General features: G+C 61.5%; 15 protein-coding genes. 4 read left to right on the top strand and 11 right to left on the bottom strand.

Features of this window, described 5'->3' with window-relative positions:
• The first annotated feature begins 176 nt into the window (after positions 1–176).
• The gene (locus tag MSL71_RS02440; protein ID WP_180137078.1) at positions 177–1,910 is read left to right on the top strand and encodes a PHA/PHB synthase family protein; all 1,734 of its coding nucleotides are present in this window, start codon (positions 177–179) and stop codon (positions 1,908–1,910) included.
• 530 nt (positions 1,911–2,440) lie between these two features.
• Here the strand turns inward: MSL71_RS02440 and MSL71_RS02435 are convergent.
• Together MSL71_RS02435 and MSL71_RS02430 are read right to left on the bottom strand one after the other, a co-directional pair.
• Entirely contained in the window at positions 2,441–3,808 is a 1,368-nt protein-coding gene (locus tag MSL71_RS02435) for a sigma 54-interacting transcriptional regulator (protein ID WP_180137077.1), read from the bottom strand.
• Positions 3,809–5,584 carry an ATP-binding protein gene (locus MSL71_RS02430; RefSeq protein WP_180137076.1) on the bottom strand — a complete coding sequence of 592 codons (1,776 nt, stop codon included), beginning with the start codon at positions 5,582–5,584 and terminating at the stop codon, positions 3,809–3,811.
• Between the two features lie 567 nt (positions 5,585–6,151).
• On the opposite strand from MSL71_RS02430, the gene MSL71_RS02425 reads away from it, so the two are divergent.
• From MSL71_RS02425 to MSL71_RS02415, 3 genes are all read left to right on the top strand, one after another.
• A complete protein-coding gene (locus MSL71_RS02425; RefSeq protein ID WP_180137075.1) occupies positions 6,152–6,556 on the top strand; it encodes a hypothetical protein in 405 nt (134 codons plus the stop codon).
• Positions 6,557–6,670: 114 nt separating this feature from the next.
• Positions 6,671–6,928 carry an SHOCT domain-containing protein gene (locus MSL71_RS02420; protein WP_180137074.1) on the top strand — a complete coding sequence of 86 codons (258 nt, stop codon included), beginning with the start codon at positions 6,671–6,673 and terminating at the stop codon, positions 6,926–6,928.
• Between the two features lie 456 nt (positions 6,929–7,384).
• On the top strand, positions 7,385–8,002 hold the full coding sequence (locus MSL71_RS02415) for a DUF2284 domain-containing protein (RefSeq protein ID WP_180137073.1): 618 nt from the start codon (positions 7,385–7,387) through the stop codon (positions 8,000–8,002).
• Positions 8,003–8,008: 6 nt separating this feature from the next.
• Here MSL71_RS02415 and MSL71_RS02410 read toward each other — a convergent pair whose 3' ends face one another.
• From MSL71_RS02410 to MSL71_RS02370, 9 genes are all read right to left on the bottom strand, one after another.
• Entirely contained in the window at positions 8,009–8,746 is a 738-nt protein-coding gene (locus MSL71_RS02410; RefSeq protein WP_180137072.1) for a hypothetical protein, read from the bottom strand.
• 303 nt (positions 8,747–9,049) lie between these two features.
• Positions 9,050–9,850 carry a dihydropteroate synthase gene (locus MSL71_RS02405; protein WP_180137071.1) on the bottom strand — a complete coding sequence of 267 codons (801 nt, stop codon included), beginning with the start codon at positions 9,848–9,850 and terminating at the stop codon, positions 9,050–9,052.
• Between the two features lie 56 nt (positions 9,851–9,906).
• Positions 9,907–10,539, bottom strand: coding sequence for a cobalamin B12-binding domain-containing protein (locus MSL71_RS02400; protein WP_180137070.1), 633 nt, complete (start codon positions 10,537–10,539; stop codon positions 9,907–9,909).
• Between the two features lie 166 nt (positions 10,540–10,705).
• Positions 10,706–11,086, bottom strand: coding sequence for a RidA family protein (locus MSL71_RS02395; protein ID WP_180137069.1), 381 nt, complete (start codon positions 11,084–11,086; stop codon positions 10,706–10,708).
• Positions 11,087–11,137: 51 nt separating this feature from the next.
• Positions 11,138–12,703 carry a BCCT family transporter gene (locus MSL71_RS02390; RefSeq protein WP_180137068.1) on the bottom strand — a complete coding sequence of 522 codons (1,566 nt, stop codon included), beginning with the start codon at positions 12,701–12,703 and terminating at the stop codon, positions 11,138–11,140.
• A gap of 173 nt (positions 12,704–12,876) precedes the next feature.
• On the bottom strand, positions 12,877–14,295 hold the full coding sequence (locus MSL71_RS02385) for a trimethylamine methyltransferase family protein (RefSeq protein ID WP_180137067.1): 1,419 nt from the start codon (positions 14,293–14,295) through the stop codon (positions 12,877–12,879).
• Positions 14,296–14,381: 86 nt separating this feature from the next.
• Positions 14,382–15,566: a mandelate racemase/muconate lactonizing enzyme family protein gene (locus MSL71_RS02380; protein ID WP_180137066.1), complete on the bottom strand. Its 1,185-nt coding sequence runs from the start codon at positions 15,564–15,566 to the stop codon at positions 14,382–14,384.
• A gap of 362 nt (positions 15,567–15,928) precedes the next feature.
• Positions 15,929–17,392 carry a sigma-54 interaction domain-containing protein gene (locus tag MSL71_RS02375; RefSeq protein WP_180137065.1) on the bottom strand — a complete coding sequence of 488 codons (1,464 nt, stop codon included), beginning with the start codon at positions 17,390–17,392 and terminating at the stop codon, positions 15,929–15,931.
• 176 nt (positions 17,393–17,568) lie between these two features.
• On the bottom strand, positions 17,569–19,173 hold the full coding sequence (locus tag MSL71_RS02370) for an ASKHA domain-containing protein (protein WP_180137064.1): 1,605 nt from the start codon (positions 19,171–19,173) through the stop codon (positions 17,569–17,571).
• Between the last annotated feature and the right edge of the window lie 163 nt (positions 19,174–19,336).

Below are 19,336 nucleotides of genomic sequence, written 5' to 3'. Positions count from 1 at the left end.
TACTATAAAGGGTGAGAGATTCTGCTACCACAAGCGCCCCTCTTCCTCAAATCGATTGATTCAATACAACCTCCCTTTCGTATAGACAAGATCCATGGACCATCTCGGTGCCTGTGGACGCGGCCTCGCCGCTGACCACAAGGCCCCTGCCTCAACCGACACCAGGGGGTGACCCGATGACGCAAGAGAGAGTCGAATCCCGGCCCTTCCATGAGCTGGACAGCCTCTGGCATGCCATCCAGGGGCGCTGGACCATGAACTTTTCACCGGTGGCCACAGGGCTGGCCTTCAGCGACTGGCTCCTTCACCTGGCCAATTCGCCGGGGACCCAGGCCACACTGTGGCTCAGGTTCTGGGAACTGGCCGCCGAGGCCTTAGATGAAAGATCACGTCCCCCGGCCGATGCCACGGAGCTTTCGGATCGGGACCGATCGCGCTGCCGGTGCGACGATCCTGCCTGGGAGTCGGAACCCTACCTCTCCATGCGCGTGATCTATGAAAAGGGCTGCCGGTGGTGGGAGGCCTATGCCACGGACGTGCCGGGCATGAAGCCGAGGCACAAGGCGTTTATCTCCTTTCTCGGCCGGGAAATGCTGGCCTTTTATTCTCCCTGCAATCACCTGTGGACCAACCCGGAGCTCATGCGCCTCACCGCGGAAGAGGGTGGGGCAAACCTTGCCCGTGGGGGGCTTTTCTGGACGGAGGACATGATGCGCCTTTTGGGCTGGCCCGTACCCCGGGATGAACCCGCGCTTTCCGTGGGCAGGGATCTGGCCGTCACCCCCGGAGAGGTCATTTACCGCAACCGCCTCATGGAGCTCATCCAGTATCGGCCCACCACCGGGGAGGTGGTGGACAACCCCGTGCTCATCATTCCTGCCTGGATCATGAAGTACTACATCCTCGATCTCTCCCCGGAAAACTCCATGGTGAAATACCTGGTGGACCAGGGCCACACCGTGTTCATGGTTTCCTGGAAGAATCCGGGGTACGAGGATCGGGAGACCGACCTGGAGGACTACATCGAGCTGGGGGTCATGGAGGCCGTGGATAAGATCGAAGAGGTGATTCCCGGCAAAAAGCTCCATGCCGCGGGCTACTGCCTGGGGGGCACCGTCCTTGCCATGGCTGCTTCGGCCATGGCAAGGGACGGAGATGATCGGTTGAAGAGCCTTACCCTCCTTGCCGCCCAGACCGATTTCAGCGAGGCCGGGGAGCTGATGCTCTTTATCGGCCACGCCCAGCTCAGCTTCCTTGAGGATATCATCCGGTTCCAGGGCTACCTGGACACCGGGCAGATGGCCGCGGCCTTTCAGATGCTCAGGGCCTACGACCTCATCTGGGGTACCTGGGTGACCCGCTACCTCATGGGCAGGCGCGAGCCCTTAAACGATTTGATGACCTGGAACGCCGACGCCACCCGCATGCCGAGCCGCATGCACTGCCGCTACCTTCGGGACCTGTTCCTGAACAACGACTTTTCCGAGGGGCGCTTTCGGGTCAAGGGACGCCCGGTGGTGATCAGCGATATCCACGAACCGGTCTTCCTCGTGGCCACGGAACAGGACCACGTGGCTCCCTGGACCTCGGTCTATAAATTCCACCTCTCCTCGGACGCCCGCTCCGTCACCTTTGTCCTCACCCGGGGCGGCCACAACGCAGGCATCGTCAGCGAACCCGGACACCCCGGGCGCAGATACCGCATCGCCACCATCAGGGAAGGAGATCGCTACATGCCCCCGGGCCACTGGTACCACGACACCCCGGTGAAGGAAGGCTCCTGGTGGATCGACTGGCAGCGGTGGCTCCTGGCAGGGTCCGGGAAAAAGGGGACTCCCCCGCCCATGGGCCGGTTTACAGGCACAGGAGAAGGCTGCCCCGCCCCGGGACGGTACGTGTTCGGAACCTAATCATGGCGTGCATACCTTCTATGGTTAAAGTCGCCGGAAAAAGCATGCCACCGGCGGCGAGGTGGAGCCACCTCGAAAGCTGATAGCCCTTGCGCTTTGCCCTTCGTTCCTCAGGGCAAAGCGCAAGGGCCTTCGGCTCGGGCTGCGCCCGATATAAACGCTGATGGCTTGTGCGGGCTGGCTCACAAGCTTCGACGTTACAGGATACGTTGTCACCACTTGCCCAGTGTTGATTTAACCGCACGGCCTCAGGCGGCAAGGGGCTGTTCCTCTTTACCCCAGGTGCCCGAATGCTTCCGGCCTTCGGGCACCATTGCCAGGGCAGCGCCTGGGAACCAAAGAACATGAAACAGGTCTCTCCTGCAGAGGCGGTTGAGGTATTTCACCCGTCACGCGAATGCCCCGATAATGTACATGTAACGGCTGCCCCCATGCATTCGCCACAGGGTTTCAAGGTGCCCCCACCTTGCCGCCGGAGGCCTTTTATCTCCCTTAATTTATCCCTTTTAATCTCCAGGCTTTTATCGGACTCACCCTTTCTCCAGGCCGTAGGCTTTGATTTTAAGGTGAAGGGTTTTGCGGTTGATGCCCAGGCGCCTTGCGGTTTCGCTTTTGTTGCCTCCGGTCTCCCGGAGGGTGGCGACGATGGCCTCTTTTTCCAGCTCGGCCAGGGGGCGTCCGGCCATGGAGGGGGGGATGTCGTTGTGGGGTGAGGGGTGGTTCCCTGCGGTGAGGGTCATGGGGAGTTCACGTTCGGAGATAAATTCGCCGCACATGAGGATCACGGCCCGTTCCATGGTGTTTTCCAGCTCGCGGACGTTGCCTGGCCAGGGGTGGCGGACAAGGCGGTCCATGGCTTCAGGGGTGATTCCTTTGACTGTTTTCCGGTTTTTTTCAGCGTAGGTGTCGGCAAAGTGCTGGACGAGCAGGGGGATGTCCCCGTGGCGTTTTCGCAGAGGGGGGATGGCAAGGGAGACCACGTTGAGCCGGTAGAAGAGGTCTTCCCGAAAGCGCCCTTCCTTGACCTCCTCGGCCAGGTCCCGGTGGGTGGCGGCGATGATGCGCACGTCCACGGAGATGACGGCCTCTCCCCCCACCCTCTGGAACTCCCGCTCCTGGATCACCCTAAGGAGCTTGGCCTGCATGGCGGCCGAGGTCTCCCCGATCTCGTCCAGAAAGAGGGTGCCGCCGTCGGCCTGCATGAAAAGACCCTCGCGCCGTCGGTCCGCCCCGGTAAAGGCGCCCCGTTCGTGGCCGAAGAGTTCGGACTCCAGAAGGGTGTCGGTGAGGGCGGCGCAGTTCACCACCACCATGGGGTTGTGGTTCCGGGAGCTCTTCCTGTGGATGAGCCGGGCCACCATCTCTTTGCCGGTGCCGCTCTCTCCGGTGATGAGGACCGTGGCCTCGGACGGGGCGATCATCATCAGCATCTCCCCCAGCTCCTTCATGGCCGGGCTGGAGCCGATGATCTCATCCAGGGGCGAATCCCCCATGGTGGCCTTGAGCTTGCGGTTTTCCTCCTTCAGCCCCGCGTGTTCCACGGCCCGGTCCAGGGTCAGCTTCAACAGGTCAAAATCCAAAGGCTTCATCAGGTAGTCGTAAGCCCCGGACTTGAGGGCGCTCACCGCGGTTTCCACCGAGGAGTAGGCGGTCATGATCAAGATGGGGATGGCCGGGTTGTAGGCCTTGATCTCCTTCATGGCGGAGATGCCGTCCATTTCGGCCATGCGCACGTCCATGAGCACGGCATCCCAGGAGGCCTCTTTGATGCTGGATACGGCTTTTTGTCCGTCTTCGGCCATGCCGGTTTCGTGGCCCCAGCTTGTGAGCAGGGTGTTCAATGTGATGCGGTGGCCCCGATCGTCGTCAACGATGAGGACCCGGATTTTTCGGTTCATTTACTCTCCTTGGGGAAGCTCGATGTCAAAGCGCGCGCCTTGTCCCGGGTGGCTGGTTACTTCAATGGTGCCGCCGTGGGCTTCGATGATGTTGTGCACGATGGCAAGGCCCAGGCCCGTTCCGTCGGCTTTGGTGGTGAAATAGGGGTCAAAGAGGCTCGCAAGGGTTTCGGCATTCATACCGCAGCCCGTGTCGGCCACCGACAGGCAGACCGCTCCGGGGGTCTCCTTCAGTGTGACGGCGAGGTGTCCGCCCTGCTGCGCCTTCATGGCCTGAAGGGCGTTGAGGAACAGGTTCAGCAGGGACTGGGTGAGGCGATCCGCGTCCAGAAGGGCCATGACCGGTGCCTCCGGTGCCTCCACCGTGAGGTCCACGCCCAGGGAGTCGGCCTCGGCCTCCACGAGGCGGACGGCGCGCTGCACAATCTCGCCCACGTCGTGGCGGGCCGTGACCAGGCGGGTGGGGCCGGCAATGGTGAGGAGTTCGGTGACGGCCCGGTTGAGGCGGTCCACCTCGTCGATCATGACCTCGGCGGTCTCCCTGGCGTCATGGGATTCGTCAAAGAGCCCCTTGAAATAGGTGGCGATGCCCTTGATGGAGCTTAAGGGGTTTCGGATCTCGTGGGCCACGCCCGCGGCCATGTCCCCGATGGCGGCCAGCTTTTCCTTGTGACGCAGCTCCTTTTCCAGGCGTTTGACCTCCCGCAGGTCCCTTAAGATCACCACGCGCCCCACGCTGTCGCCGTCTTCGTGGACAATGGCGGAGGCGCTGATGCTCACCGGGAGGACCCGATGGGGGGAGAATCGGCAGAGGTGCTCTTCCTCGTGGAGAGGTGTGCCCGCGTCAAGGGCGGAGCTGACGGTCTCCATGAGGCCTGGCAGCACAAAATCGGCGGGTTTGCCCCTCACCTCGTCGTCCGTAAGGCCGGAGAGCTCTTCGGCCGCCTGGTTCATAAAGGCCACGGCCCCGCCTCTGTCCACCACCATGAGCCCCACGGGAAGGGAGGTGACCACCTCCCTTGCCATGGCGCTGGTGTCCCGCAGGCTCTCACGTGTCAGTCGGTAGTTCTGGAACCAGAACAGGGAGGCGATGCCCCCGATTCCCAGCATGAGCAGGAGGCCCGAGATCACCAGGGTGCTTCGCAGGTCCCTGTTTCGCACCACCTCATAGGGGGTCCGGTCCAGGGCCAGCACGATCAGGGGCTTGTCCCTCTCTTCGGGAAAGAGGCGGTGGTCTTTTTTGTCTTTCCATGTCCCCATGTGGTCGTTTCCGTGCATCCTGCCCATGTGATCCCCCATGTGCCCGGCCCGATTGTCGGGGATCAGGGGCCTGAATTCCCGCCAGACCAGGAAGGTGAGGTTTCCGTCTGGCTCTTCTTGCTGAAACATGCGCAGGCCTTTGGCCTCTTTGATTCCCTTGGGAAGCGTCAGGCTCCGGCCCAGAAAATCACGGTCGCTGTGGGCAAGGATCCGTCCCGACGGCGAGGTGATGGCGATAAAGAGGACGCCGGGCTGGTGGCCTGTCTCTTCCAGAAGGTGCTGGAGCTGGCCGCGACCCCACCGCATTCGCAACATCCCGGCCCGGGTGCCCGCTTCAATGGTCCGGATGAGGGCATCCCCCTTTGCAAGGAGGAGCCCCCGGGCGTTATCCACCTCACGGCGATGGTTGCGCACGGCCAGAAGGAGCACCACCAGGATGAGGATCAGGACGGCCCCTGCCGCGACCCAGATTCCGGATCGGTTTGTGTTGGATGATCGTTCCAGTGTCAGTTTCATTGCCGCATACACACCTTTGTTGCAGTGATGGTGAAAAGCGCCTTTCGGCGGATCGGTTCGCGAGGGTCTGTTTGCCGCATGCACGGCTCGGATTCCCCCGATGGGGATTCTTATGCAAGATTGACGCCACCATTATGTGCAGGTGACAGCTGAGGGGCGGGGACCACCCCTGACCGGTGAATCCGGATCTCTGGGGGCGGTCAACACCCCGGGAATAAAATACATCCGTTCCGTGCCTCGGGCCGGGGTGACCCGGAGGGATGACGGTTTTTTTTGGGGGGCGTCTCCCCGTGCCCGGCGCCATGTGGGGCATTTTTGGACACACCCCACCCCGGTCCATGCCCAGTGGGGCATTATACCACACCCTGAGGACGGCTTGCCATGGCCCTACGAAAAGAATGCAGTTTAAATGGGTTGTGTTTTCGGTGGGTTGAAAAATAAAAAACGAACTTGGCACGGCTCTTGGAATATCCTCTTGTCAAACGCCGGCATCTCCAACCGGCATCAGGTTTCAAACCAAACAACACAATCATTTATTTTGGAATACAACAACAAAGGAGTCAGATCATGAAAAAAGTCGCACTTATCCTTATCGCCGTAGCCGTCACCGGGTTCACCGCCACACAGGTCTTTGCAGGACGAGCTCACCAGGGATACAGGGACGGGGGCTGCATCCAGCAGAACCTCACCGATGAACAGATCCAGGCGCGTCAGGCCTTTATGACGGATACCGCCGAGCTTCGCCAGAGCCTTGCGGTAAAGAGGGGAGAGTACCGAGCCCTGATGGCCGGTGAGAACCCCGATGCCAAAGCAGCCGGTAAACTCTCCGGTGAGATCGTGGTCCTCAGGGACCAGCTTCGCGCCAAAGCAGTGGCCGCAGGGGTTCATTACAAAGGAATGGGTATGGGGCCCGGCATGAATCACGGCATGGGTGACGGACCCCACCAGGGGCGTCATCACAACAACTGGTAGCCTCAAACCAAAGGGTCATGACACAACCCCCGGATTGGTACCGAGCGGATCGGTTCGGGGAGTGTCGGCCCTTTTTTTTATGATATGTTTCGTATGATCCGCAAGGAGGTTACGATGTGGCAGTGCGATACCTTATTCGGTTTCTCCGGTATGGGAATTCCCCATGCCTGGGGATGGATTGTTCACCTTCTTTTCTGGGCGGCTCTCATCGGGTTTGTCCTCTGGGCGTTTAAGCGCGTCACCTGCCAGGGGGCCAGTCCGTCCTCTGCCGTGGGAGGCGAGGCCGCCTCCATTCTGGACAGCCGGTTTGCCCGGGGGGAACTGACGGCCGAGGAGTACCGGCAGGCCCGGCAGACCCTCCACAAGAGATGAGCCTGTCCCACATGCTTTCACCCCGAGGAGGGAAAGCATTCGCAACAGGGTTTCCAGGTACCCCAACTGGCCGCCGGAGGCAGCCCGGTTAAAGATGCCTCCGGCGGCCCTGTCGAAGGCTAACGTTTAAAAGTCTGAATAAACAGCGTTTTAAAACAGACTCCGTTTAATCTGAATCAATAGCGAATGAGATTTTCCCTGAGGAACGAAGGGAAAAGTGCATTCGCAACTTGTTTTCGAGGTGGCACACCTCGCCGCCGGAGGCATCGTTTTTGCTTTTTGCTGAGATTTCTTGGTCCTGTGGTTCATTCGACTTTAATCATAACAGGCTTGTTTTACCCGCTTGAATCATGGCCCTGCAGTATCCGAACAACGGTGCATTTTGACTGCACCCGGGTTTCCACCTGTGATATACATGGGGGACACCCAAACCCAATCAGGATGCAGAGAGGCCAGATGACCAATACCCGACCCATGAGTCTTCAGGAAATAACAGAGCAGATGGTGGCCATTGCCTTGGAGTTCGGCGCCTCGGGCGCTGAGGTGGTGGACGCGTCGGCGCTGACGGTGAACCCGGAGCTTGTACGGTACTGCCGTGAACCCCAGTGCCCCAGTTACGGCACCTCCGGGCATTGTCCGCCCCACGGGCCGTCGGCGCGGGAGTTTCAGCTCTCCCTTGCCTGGTATGAAAAGGCGGTGGTGTTCAAGTACGATCTGCCGGTGTCTGTGCTGATGACCGATGAGCGGTTGCCGGTCTCCCGTAAGATCCACGAGACCGCAGCGATTCTGGAGCGGTTTGCCGGACGGGCGGGGTGTGTGGTGACCATGGGTGTGGCCACGGGCGGGTGCAAAACGCTTTTTTGCAGCGGGTTTGACGAGTGCCTGAGGCTCAAAGGGGGGCTCTGCCGTCACGAGGGGCTTTCCAAGCCCTCCATGTCGGGACTCGGCCTGGATTTTACCGCTCTGTGCGAGCTGGCGGGCTGGCCGGTGAACAAGGTGACCTCGGAGAGCTGTGCCTCAGACGGAGAGATGGGGGCCCTGGCCGGTCTGGTTCTTGTGGGCCGGACCCCGTGATGCTGCTTAAACGGCCTCCCTCTGGGTGAGGGTGGCTTTGTGGTTGCTGCAGGTGAGGGTGCAGCTTCCCCCCATGCGGCAGAGGCGGCAGGGAGATCCGGCCTTTGCATCCGTGAACCCCGGGCCGATGGCGATGACCACCGACAGGGTGTTCATGGGGGAGAGGATGGCGTCGTCCCCCTGGGTGATGCCGATGGCGTCCATGGGAAAGAGGGCGCACAGCTCACGCTGGCTGTGGAGTTCCCACCCTTCGATGGAGCCGGGGCTCAAAGGGGGGCTGACACCGACCCCTTCCTGTTTCGCGCGGTTTTCGGCCAGCCGGGTGAGGACTGAGGCGGTGCGGGTGAGGGCGGCCAGGGACCCCATGTTCACGAAGTGGGCCTCCATTTCCCGGTCCTTTGTCGTAAGGCGGTGAAGCAGGGTGTCCACCTTGGGGCCCAGGGTGTACAGGGCGGCCAGGAAACGGGTGGCCCGGTGAAAGTACGGAGAGAATCCGCCGGTGGTGAGGCGGGCCGAGGTGCCGGAGACCGGTTCCGAGATCATGATCTCTCCGTCCAGGACCTTTTCTAAATCAAACCACTGGAACAGGGCCTCGGGGCGGATGATGCGGTTCATCTCCCCCACGATTTTTGCGGCGACGGCCGGGGCCTCCGGTTGGTCGGACCATGCCGAAGCGGCCAGGGCAAGGACCTCTTCCGGCGTGATGCGTGCATCGATGGTAAGGATGCGTCCCGTGTTTCCCATGATGTTACAAAACTCCACAACCTGGTGACCCGTTAGGGACATCGGGTTTTTTTGTGCACAAAAAAAGCCCGCGCGAACGGTCCATCCATAAGGACGTTCAAGCGGGCTACATTGCCGATTATGGGGGCCTACGCCATTGTGGGCACCCGTGATCATTTTTTTTAAAAAAAATAGCACACTCAACGCGCCGAGGGCAAGGCCGAAACGTGGAAGGGCCGCATGCCGTGACATGGGCCCTTCGGGTCGCGCGCGGGATCCGGCACCGGCAGTGTCGGGGGAATACCCCTGCCGGGCAGGGGCGGATCAGGCGACGATGTCGCCGGCGCGCACGGCTTTCAGGTAGTTCATGCAGAAGTTGTCTGCGCCCTTGAGCATGTCGGCGGTTTTCAGCACGGCCATGATCTCTTTGTCCAGGGGATCCATGATGGCCGAATCAAAGCCTTTGGCCATCATCATGGCCAGGAAGATGCGGTTGACCACCTTGCGCTGGGGCAGGCCGTAGGAGATGTTGGAGAGGCCGCCGGTGGTGTGGACCCCTTGGAGTTCGGTCATGATTTTTTCCACGGCGTCCATGGCCATGTTCCCGTTTTCTGGGGCCACGCTCATGGGCTGGATGAGGGGATCGATGAAGATGTCGTCCCGTGCAAAGCCGATGCCTTCGAGTTCGGACACCAGGGTTTTGGCCCGGTGGAAGATATCGTCCACGCTTTTGGGCATGCCCGAGTCGTCCATGCACAGGGCGATGATGCGGCACTCTTTGCCCTTCAGGTACTGCATCATGGGGTCGAACCGGTCTTTCTCCAGGCTGATGGAGTTGATGAGGGGCGTCTGCTCCACCAGGCCGTAGGCCATCTCCAGGATGGCCGGGTCCGGGCTGTCCAGGCACAGGGGGAGCTTGGTGGCCCCCTGGATGACGGAGAGGAGCCACTTCATGTCCTCTTCTTCATGGCCGATGCGGGCCCCGGCGTTGACGTCGATGTAGGTGGCCCCGCAGGCTTCCTGCCGCTTGACGTCTTCTTCGATGTAGTTGGCGTCCCGTTCGGTGACGGCCGCCTTGACCTTTTTCAGGGTGGTGTTGATGCGTTCTCCGATGACGGTAAACATGGTCTCTCCTTACATTGATGAATTCCCGTGAAAAATGAACACCCGCATCGGCAGGTTTACCTGAGCATGGCCTTGGCCAGCTTGCAGGCGGACCCGGCATCGGAGGCGTAGGCGTGGGCGCCGATCTCATCGGCAAAGGCCTGGTTCACCGGTGCCCCGCCCACCATGATCTTCAGGCCCTCGTTTTTGCCGGCCTCGGCGATTTTGTTCACGGTGTCCCGCATGGCCGGCATGGTGGTTGTCAAAAGGGCGGAGAGCCCCACGATATGGGGTTTGAGTTCATTGATGGCTGCGATGAAGGCGTCGGCCTCCACGTCCACGCCCAGGTCGGTTACTTCAAAGCCTGCGCTCTCCATCATCATCACCACGAGGTTTTTCCCGATGTCGTGGAGGTCTCCCTTCACCGTGCCGATGAGCACACGTCCCGCCGAGGTGGCATCCTCTTCGGAGAGCAGGGGTTTTAAGATCTCCACGGCCTCGCCCATGGCCTGGGCGGACATGAGGACTTCGGGGATGAACATCTCCCCGGTCTCCATGCGTTCGCCCACGATGTCCATGCCTGCGATGAGCCCGGAAGAGAGGATATCGTTGGGGGCGGTGCCCTGGGCCAGGGCCTGGTTGACCTGGGCAACGAGGGCGTCGCCGTCTCCGGTGATGAGGGTTTGGGTCAGGGCTGTCATGTCACACATCAAATTAAGGTCTCCGTTGATTGGGTGGTTAGGGCGATGCCCTAAAATAATAATACTTAACGATACGCCGCCTCAAATTCGTTATGTGTCGATGCAACGATCAAAAAACCATGCTGAGGACTTATGGGATGATTCCGTCAAGTGTCATTTATTCTTGGCATGGCCCTTAATCCAGGGCTGCCACGGCTGCGATTTCAACATCCAGGCCGTCGAAAATTCCGGCAGAAGCCACGGTGATCCGGGCCGGAGGATGGTCCGGGAAGTAAGAGGCATAGACGTCGTTGAAGGCATCGAAGTGGTCCATGGAGGAGAGAAAGACGGTGCAGGAGAGGAGGTTTGCCATGGAACTCCCGGCCGCCTCCAGGACGGCTTTGATGTTCTCCATGCAGCGCCGGGTCTGCCGGGCCACGCTTTCCCGCTCAAAAAGGCCTGTGTCGGGGTTCATGGCGAGCTGGCCGGAGAGGTAGAGGGTGTTGCCGTGGCGAACGGCCTGGGCATACGGGCCCACGGCTTCGGGGGCGCGGGGTGTTGTGATGATCTCTTTCACGGTGTGGTCTCCATGATAAACCGGGCGGCAGGGCCGCCCGGAAAGGTTCGGTTAGCGGGGCACTTCATGTTTTTTGAGCAGCTTGACCATGGCAAAGCAGATGGCGATCATCACAAAGATAATCAGCAGGGAGGCGGCGATGGAGGAGAGCTGCAACCCGGAGATCCCTTCCCCGAAGAGCACCAGGGTGACGCTGATGACACCGATGGAGATGGCCCACAGGGCACGGATGGGTTTGGGGGGCACTTCCGGACCCTGGCTTTTCCGCGTGGAGATCTGGGCGCAGACATAGGCAAAGGAGTCCACGGTGGTGGCCAGGAAGAAGAGGACGAGAAAGAGGAACATGACGCCCATGAGGTTGCCGAAGGGCAGGTTGTTCAGCACCGCAAAGATGATATCGCCGGAGCCTGATTTCATCTGGCCCACCAGGTCGATGCCTTGCCTGATCTGCTGGTGCAGGGCGGTGGAGCCGAAGGTGGCGAACCACATCCAGGTGGCAAAAGGGGCCACGGCCATGTGGACAAGAACCACCTCTTTGATGGTGCGGCCCCTGGAGATGGAGGCGATGAACATGCCGGTGGCCGGGGCACAGGCGATCCACCAGGCCCAGTAGAAAATGGTCCACCCCTGGGGAAACCCGCCTGCGGCGATGGGGTCGGTGTGGAAGCTGAACTTGAAGAAGTTGTTGATGTAGATGCCCAGGGAGTTGAAGCCCAGGTCGCAGATGAAAAGCGTGGGACCGAGGACCAGCACCATGGCCATGAGGGCAATGGCCAGGGGGATGTTGATGTTGCTGAGGATTTTGATCCCCTTGTCGATGCCCGAGATGGAGCTTGCCGTGTAGAGGACGAGCCAGATACCGGCGATGAGCAGGTAAAGCACGGTGTTGACCGTCAGCCCGAAGAAGTGGTTGAGGCCCGAGGCAAGCTGCATGATGCCGAAACCGGCCGAGGTTGCGATGCCGAAGATGGTCCCCAGCACGAGGAAGGCATCCAGGGTCTTGCCAAAGCGGCCGTCGGCAAGGGAGCCGATGAGGGGGCGCAGCATGGTGGAGAACCGGGGCGCTTCCTCCCGTCGAAACATCAGGTAGCCGATGGGCGCCGAAATGGCGAGGTACATGGCCCAGGGAGTCCAGCCCCAGTGGAAATAGGTGTAGGCCAGGGCGATCTCTCCGGCCTGCTGGCTCAAGGGGGCGATGCCGAAGGGGGGCGAGGAGTAGAAACTCAGGGGCTCGGCCGCCACCCAGTAGACCACACCGATGCCGTAGCCGCAGGCAAAGATCATGCTGAACCAGGAGAAGAAGGAGAACCGGGGCTTTTCATTGTCTTTTCCCAGCTTGACGTGGCCGAAGGGACCAAAGGCCAGCCAGAGGGCGAAGATGCAGAAAAAGATGCCGGTGATCAGGTAGAGCCAGCCGAACTGGTGGGTTGCGAAGTTGAAAAAGGCCTTCATGGCTTTGCTCATGGCTTCCGGTGCCAGGAGGGTCCAGGCCATGAACCCCACGATGGCTGCCATGGACATGCCCACAACGAACCGGTCCATGCGAAGGAACCAGGCCGCGGAAGGCTCGGCTGGAGTTGGGGTGGGCGGGGTGGTGGTGCTTTCACGTTGACTCATGCTGCTCATCTCACTCCTCCTTACTCTCAGTTGCCGCCGTGTGGGCCGTGACCGTATAGGGGCCAGGGGCACAGGCGGTGGCAGGCATTCCCGACAGGCCCTGGGGCTGCATGGGCCGAGGGCCGGCCGGGAAACAGACGCATACATCATCAAAAAGGGTCGATGGTTTCCGGTCAGGTCAGGTGGTTCAAAACGGTCAGGTCCACTCCTTTTTCCTTCAGGTAATTCTCCAGGGCCTCCTGTGTGTAAGGGGCCAGGGTCGGTTCTTTGTAGGTCCCCACCAGGGACTCCATGGTCTGGTGGACTTTCCCGATGGATGCCTCAAAGGCCGTGGTGCCTTCGGGCAGCGGGCCGCTCACGGCTATGTCGGAGATCCAGGAGGCCTTGCGGCAGTTCTTCATGGTGTGGGGCGAGGTGAGGTATTGCCCCCCCGGGCCTGCCGCCCGCACGGCGTCTACGGCCAGGGCGTCGTCATCCACCGGCGTGTCGGCAAAGAACCGTTCGACCCGGCGGATGATGTCCACATCGGCGATGAATTTCTCAAAGGACATGGCCGCCCACCCGTCAAGGATACCGGCGCTGTGGATGACCAGGCTGACCTGCTCCTGCACCGAGACGAACATGGACATCATGGCTTCGGCCCCGCTTTGGGCCGTGGGGCCGTTGGCGTCGGTGTTGGTGCCGCCGCAGCGGCAGGGGATGCCGTACATGCGGGACAAACCCGCGCAGTAGGTGACGGCCAGGGCGTGGTCCGGTGAGCCGATGTTGACCCCTGCGGTGCGCATGTCCACCGGGGTGGTGTTAATGGCCATGACCACCGGGGTGCCGGGCTGGATGATCTGGGCGATGGCCACACCGGCCAGGGTCTCTGCGTTGCCCTGGGCCAGGCTTCCTGCAAGGGTCACCGGGGCGGTCGTGCCGCACATGACCCCGGCTCCGATGATGACGGGCTGGCGGTGGGTGGCATAAGCCCACAGGGTCTCCAGGGTGTGGGTGTCCATCTGAAGGGGGCTCAGGGTGTTGATGAGGGCGATGAGGCGCGGTTTTTCCCGCAGGGCGTCCGGGCCTCCGAAGAGGATGGCGGCCATCTCCATGACGGCCTCCACCTCCTGGGCGGAGCCGGGCTGGGACATGATGCACTTGTCGGAAAAGCGCATGGCCGCGTAGGTCATGAGGAGCTGGAACTGGTCCGGGGCGATGTCCGAGGGCTGGGCAAGAATCCCCCCGTTGATGCGAAACTCAGGGGTCTGGTGCACCAGCTTGATGAACCGGAGGTAGTCTGCGAAGGTGGCGTTGCGCCTTGACCCGTCGGCTTCGATGATGGCCGGGCTGCCGTATCCGCCGATGTAGGCTGTGGTGCCGGCCCCGACGGTGACGTCATGTTCCGGGTTTCGGGCATGGAGGGTGAAGCTGGACGGGGCCTGGCGAACCCGTTCCATGATCTGCTCCTCGGTGAAGAAGGCGGTGTCTCCCTCCACGCGGATTCCGTTTTTCTTCAAGGTCTCCAGGGTCTGCTGGTGGTGGAGGCGAACGCCCACGTCCCGGAGAATGGTCATGGATGCCTCGTGGATTTTTTGAAGCTTTTGGTTCACGGTGTCCTTATCCTTGGCTTGAAGTGATGGCTTGACTTGTCGTCATTACAGACGGCCCGGCCCCGGGGCACTGGGCCGTTTTTCCCTTACCCCAAGGGCACACGAAGGTACCTGCCGGTGTGTTCCGGGTCCCGGTACTGGTCCATGGGGCCTTGCTCCACAAACCGCCGGTGGCACCGCTCCATGGCTTCCCGGGAGAGGGTCACCCCGAGGCCCGGCCCTTCGGGGACGGGCACGGTGTTGTTGACGACGTTGTACGGCCCTTCCTCAATGACGTCTTCGGTCATGAAGCGGAAGAGGGACTGGTGGGGCTCGCAGATGTGTCGCACGGCGGCGGTGACGTGCATGTAGGCCGTGGTGGCAAGGCCCGTGTCTCCGCTGTAGAACCAGAACCCGATGCCCATGTGCTCACAGGCCGCGATGAACCGCAGGGTCCGGGAGATGCCCCCCAGGGCCGTGAGGTTCAGCACGAAGGTGTCCGGCACCCCGATGCGCGTGGCAAGGGCCAGGTCCGGGGTGTGGGTGGAAAAGGGGATGGCCGAGTGCTTGCGCAGCTTTTCCATCTCCCAGAAGGTGGGGACCGGGTCCTCGAAATTTCTTATGTTGAGGGGTTCGATACCGGCCAGGAGCTGTTGTGCCGAGGGAAGGGTCCAGGCCATGTTGCCGTCCAGGCGGATCATGGCGTCCTCGCCCACGGCCTCCCGTACCGCCCGGGTCACCTCGATGTCCAGGGCGGGGTTGCCTGTGGAGCATTTGCCTTCAAAAAAGGTGGAACCGTGCTCTGCACGCATGCGGGCGCAGTAGTCGGCGATCTCCATGGCTGTTTTCAGGCCCCCGGCGTTTCCGTTTTGGGGGCGGAAGGCGTAGTACTCGGTAAAGGGGATCTCCTTGCGGACCGCGCCCCCGAGCAGCTTGTACAGGGGCATGTCCCAGGCCTTGCCGCGGATGTCCCAGAGGGCCATCTCAATGCCCCCGAAGGATTTCAGGGGGGTGTTGCCGTCCGTGTTGGCCAGAACCTTTGTCTCCGGGACACAGAGGAGTTCGCAGGCTTCCAGGTCAAAGGGGTCCGCCCCCATAAGCCTGGGCGCCATGTGATCGTTGATGTCCGCTTCGCACTCCCAGGACGGCGCCTCTCCGATGCCCACGATCCCGTCATCGGTCTCCACTTCCACGATGACGCGCGTGATGCCCGTGTATTCCCCTACGGACCAGATATAAGGAGCGTCAAAGGGGATGCTGACTGCCGTGGCCTGGACACGAGTTATTTTCATTTGTCTTGTCTCCTGTGTGATGTTGGGCATTGCCTGGTGCATGGGAAAACAAAAACCTCACGGAGGTAACCTTCCGTAAATGGCACTGTTTTTTATTGCAAGAGGAGGGCCATGCTTGCTTTTTTGGCAGGAAAAAAGAGATGAGAGAAGGCCGATTAAAAAAATAGGCTTGTGTTTCAGTGTGTTGTGGCGGAGTGTCGCATTGTAACATGATGGGCGGTTTACGGACAGGGAACACCGGAGGACAAATATTTTTGTCGTTTCTGATGGTGGCTGACAAAAATATTTGTCGGAAAAAGGAAAAAATATTTGTCGGTTTGCTTCACCGGTGCTGTGGGCTGGTGGACGCAGTGAGCACTGGGCTAACGGTGCCGGTCTCCCCGGATGCCGAGTTTTCGCATCTTGTGGTACATGAGCTGGCGGGAAATCCCCAGTGAGCGCGCTGCTTTGGCCGCGTTGCCGTCATGGGTGGCGAGCTGGCGGTCCAGGATGGTCTTTTCATAGGTGTTGAGCAGTTCTGGCAGCGAAGCACCGGTTTTCATGGGCGGCAGGGGGAGAGTCTCCGGGGCCTGGGACGCGGTGCCCTCAACCGGTGGGGCGTCGGGTTGGGTCACCGACGCCATGAAGTGGCTGGGCATGTGGGTGCGTTCAATCTGGTGCCGGTCTCCCACCAGGTTCATGGCCCCTTCGATGACATGCTCCAGCTCCCGGATGTTGCCGGGCCAGGCGTAAGCATGAAAAAGGCCCATGACCTCGTCGGAGATGCTGCGGATGGCCCGGTTGAGCTTGGTGTTGCACTTGGCGATGAAATGATCCACCAGAAGGGGGATGTCCTCCATGCGCTCTCGAAGCGGGGGGATGGCGATGTGGACCACGGCGAGGCGATAGTAGAGGTCCCGCCGAAGGGTGGCGTTCTCGATGGCCTTCCGGGGCTCCTCGTTGACGGAGCTGATCACCTTGAGCTCGATGCTGATCTCCGTGGCCGAGCCCACCCGCCTGATTTTTTTCTCCTGGATGGCCCGAAGCAGTTTGGCCTGGAGCCCCAAGGGCATGGAGTTGACTTCATCCAGGAACAGGGTCCCCCCGTTGGCCTTTTCAAACAGCCCTGCCTTGTCCCGGGCGTCGGTAAAGGCCCCTTTTGAGGTTCCGAAGAGAATACCTTCCAGCAGGGTTTCCGGGATGGCCGAACAGTTGACGGCCACAAAGGGGCTGTCCCGCCAGGGGGCGTCGTTGTGAACGGACTGGGCAAAGAGCTCTTTGCCGGTTCCGCTCTCCCCGTAGATCATGATGGGCGACGGGGAGCCTGCCGCCATCCTGGCGGTGTGAAGGCATTGTTGCAGCCCAGGGGAGCTGCCGACGATGTCACCGAAGGTAAACCGCTTCTCCCTGCCTTTGCCGCCGCTGTTTCCGAGGCGGAACCGCGAGGTTTCGTCCACCTCCCGTTCAATGGCGCTGTACTCCCTGACAAAGCAGATGGCCCCCTTGAGGCGTGGCCCGTCAAAGAGGGGAAACACGTTTTGCATGGCAAAGACCGCCCGCCCGTGCCGGGTTCGGTAAAACTGGGTGTGGTGGATGATGGTTCGGCCCGTGGCCAGGCAGGCAAGGGTGGGGCTGTCCTCTTCGGTGACGGTGTAGACCTCCGTGAGCTGGCGCCCCAGGGCAAGGCTGCGCTCCGTGCTGTCGATGCGGGACAGGGCCTCATTGTAAAAGAGGATCATTCCGTTGGCGTCGGTGATGAGGACCCCGTCGTCGGTTTCGGACAGGATGCCCGTCAGGTCCTCCAGGCTGAGGCCGATGCGTTTGTAGAGAGTGTCCGGATCCGTCATGGCAGCGTCCCTTTTTTAAAGCGGTGGTGGGGTCATGGTGGATGAAAAGAACTCTAAAGGAGGTGGCGTTGTGGTTTCAAGGGGAAAGTGGTTTTAGCCGGGGATAACGCAGTCGCAATCCGGTGGGGCCAGGGGATTGATTCCCTGGCCCCCGGAGGATGGTTTTTCCCGGTGCTTTACGGAAAGCTGAGGGCGTTGATGAAGAGTTCGTTGAACGCCGGGTCATCGGCCAGGTTGAAGACCCGGGTGGTGGCGGCCAGGGCCTCCATGGCGGAGAATTTTTTCCGGTCGCACAGGGCCAGCACCGCCCCGGTACCTGCGGCATTGCCCACAAAGCGGATCTTTCCCCGGCTGCCTTGGGGCAGCATGCCCACGGCCAGGGCATCGTCTTCCCGCAGGACGCTGCCGAAGGCCCCGGCCAGGAGCACCTCGGTGGGGGCGTCCATGCCCGCCCGTTTGAGGAGCAGCTCGATGCCTGCCATGAGGGCGCCCTTGGCCAGCTGCAGGGCCCGGATGTCCTTCTGGGTGATGAGGACCGGCGGAAACCCCGATGCCTTGTTCTCCGGGGCGATGGTGTAGGCCGGGAGCCCTTCGGCGTCCGTGCCCACGGCACCCGGGATGCGCCGGGTGTCAAAGCGGCCGTCCGGGAGCACCAGGCCGGTGCGCAGGAGCTCGGCCATGGCGCCTATGATGCCGGAGCCGCAGATACCGGTGGCCCCGGTGCCGGGCTCGCCGATCTGGGTGAAGCCTGCCCGGCCGGTGTCCGGGTCGATGGTGACGCGGTCCACGGCGCCTTCCACCGCGGGCATGCCGCAGGAAAGGGCGCCGCCTTCAAAGGCAGGGCCCGTGGCGCAGGAGGCGGCGTAGATCCCGTCGTGGTTTTTCAGCATGATCTCCCCGTTGGTGCCGATGTCCACCAGCAGGGTTCCGGGGGGCGCGTTCACCAGGTCCACGGCCAAAGCCGCGCTGACGATGTCGCATCCCAGGAATCCCGAGAGCAGGGGCAGGGTGGTCCACCGTGTGGACGGGGCCAGGGTGAAGACCCGGTCGTCAAAGGCCAGGCGCCTGATATCTGTGAAGACCGGTGCGTAGGGTGCCACGCCCAACGGGGCCGGGCTGACCCCGGCCAGGATGTGGATCATGGTGGTGTTGCCCACGGCCACGATGCTTTTGAGTTGCTCGGCCTGGGTGCCTGCCTGGGTGAGCAATTCCCGGCATCCCCACTCGATGGCTCGCACCACAAGGGTTCGCTGGGTGGCAAGGGCCTCGTCGTTTCTGCGCACCGCGTCGATGCGGGCCATGACGTCGGCCCCGAAGACGGTCTGGGGGTTTTTCACCGACAGGGAGCCCAGGAGTTTTTTGCTGGAGAGGCTCACGAGGTAGAGGGCGATGGTGGTGGTGCCCAGGTCCACGGCCACGCCCAGGTCGTCTTCGCGAAAATCTTCACCTGCCGGGGTGTAGCCCGAGGGGAGCAGGGCCGGGGCCTTGGTGACGGCGGTGGCCGTCATGAGGGTGGCCGCCGGAATGGTGAGTTCGATGTCGCCGTGGACCTTGGTTCGACAGGCCAGGCAGTGAAGCTCCTTGGTGTCGCCACCATCCCCGGAAACACGGTCCGTGGATGACTCCGAGAGGGTGACCCGGCACTTGCCGCAGACCCCCTTGCCCCCGCAGTCCGTGCGCAGGAAGATACCGGCCGATGCCAGGGCCGGTGCGATGAATTCTCCGTCCCGGCAGACGATGACCCGCCGTCCCGGCAGGAGGGTGAGGGTGTGTTGTTTCATTTTAAAAAACATGCCTCCGGCGGCCAGGTGGGGGCACCTGGAAACCCTATGGCGAATGCATGGATGATGTCATTATCTGAACGTTATCGAAGCATTCGCGTGATGTGTGACATGTGGCAACCGTTTTTGCGGGAGATACCCATGTCATTATGTCGAAAGCCAG

It is taken from the genome of Desulfoluna butyratoxydans (genome assembly GCF_900699765.1).
GTDB classification, from domain to species: Bacteria; Desulfobacterota; Desulfobacteria; order Desulfobacterales; family Desulfolunaceae; genus Desulfoluna; species Desulfoluna butyratoxydans.
Note: the sequence above shows the minus strand (reverse complement) of the source record. Positions and strands in the feature narration are given on the sequence as shown.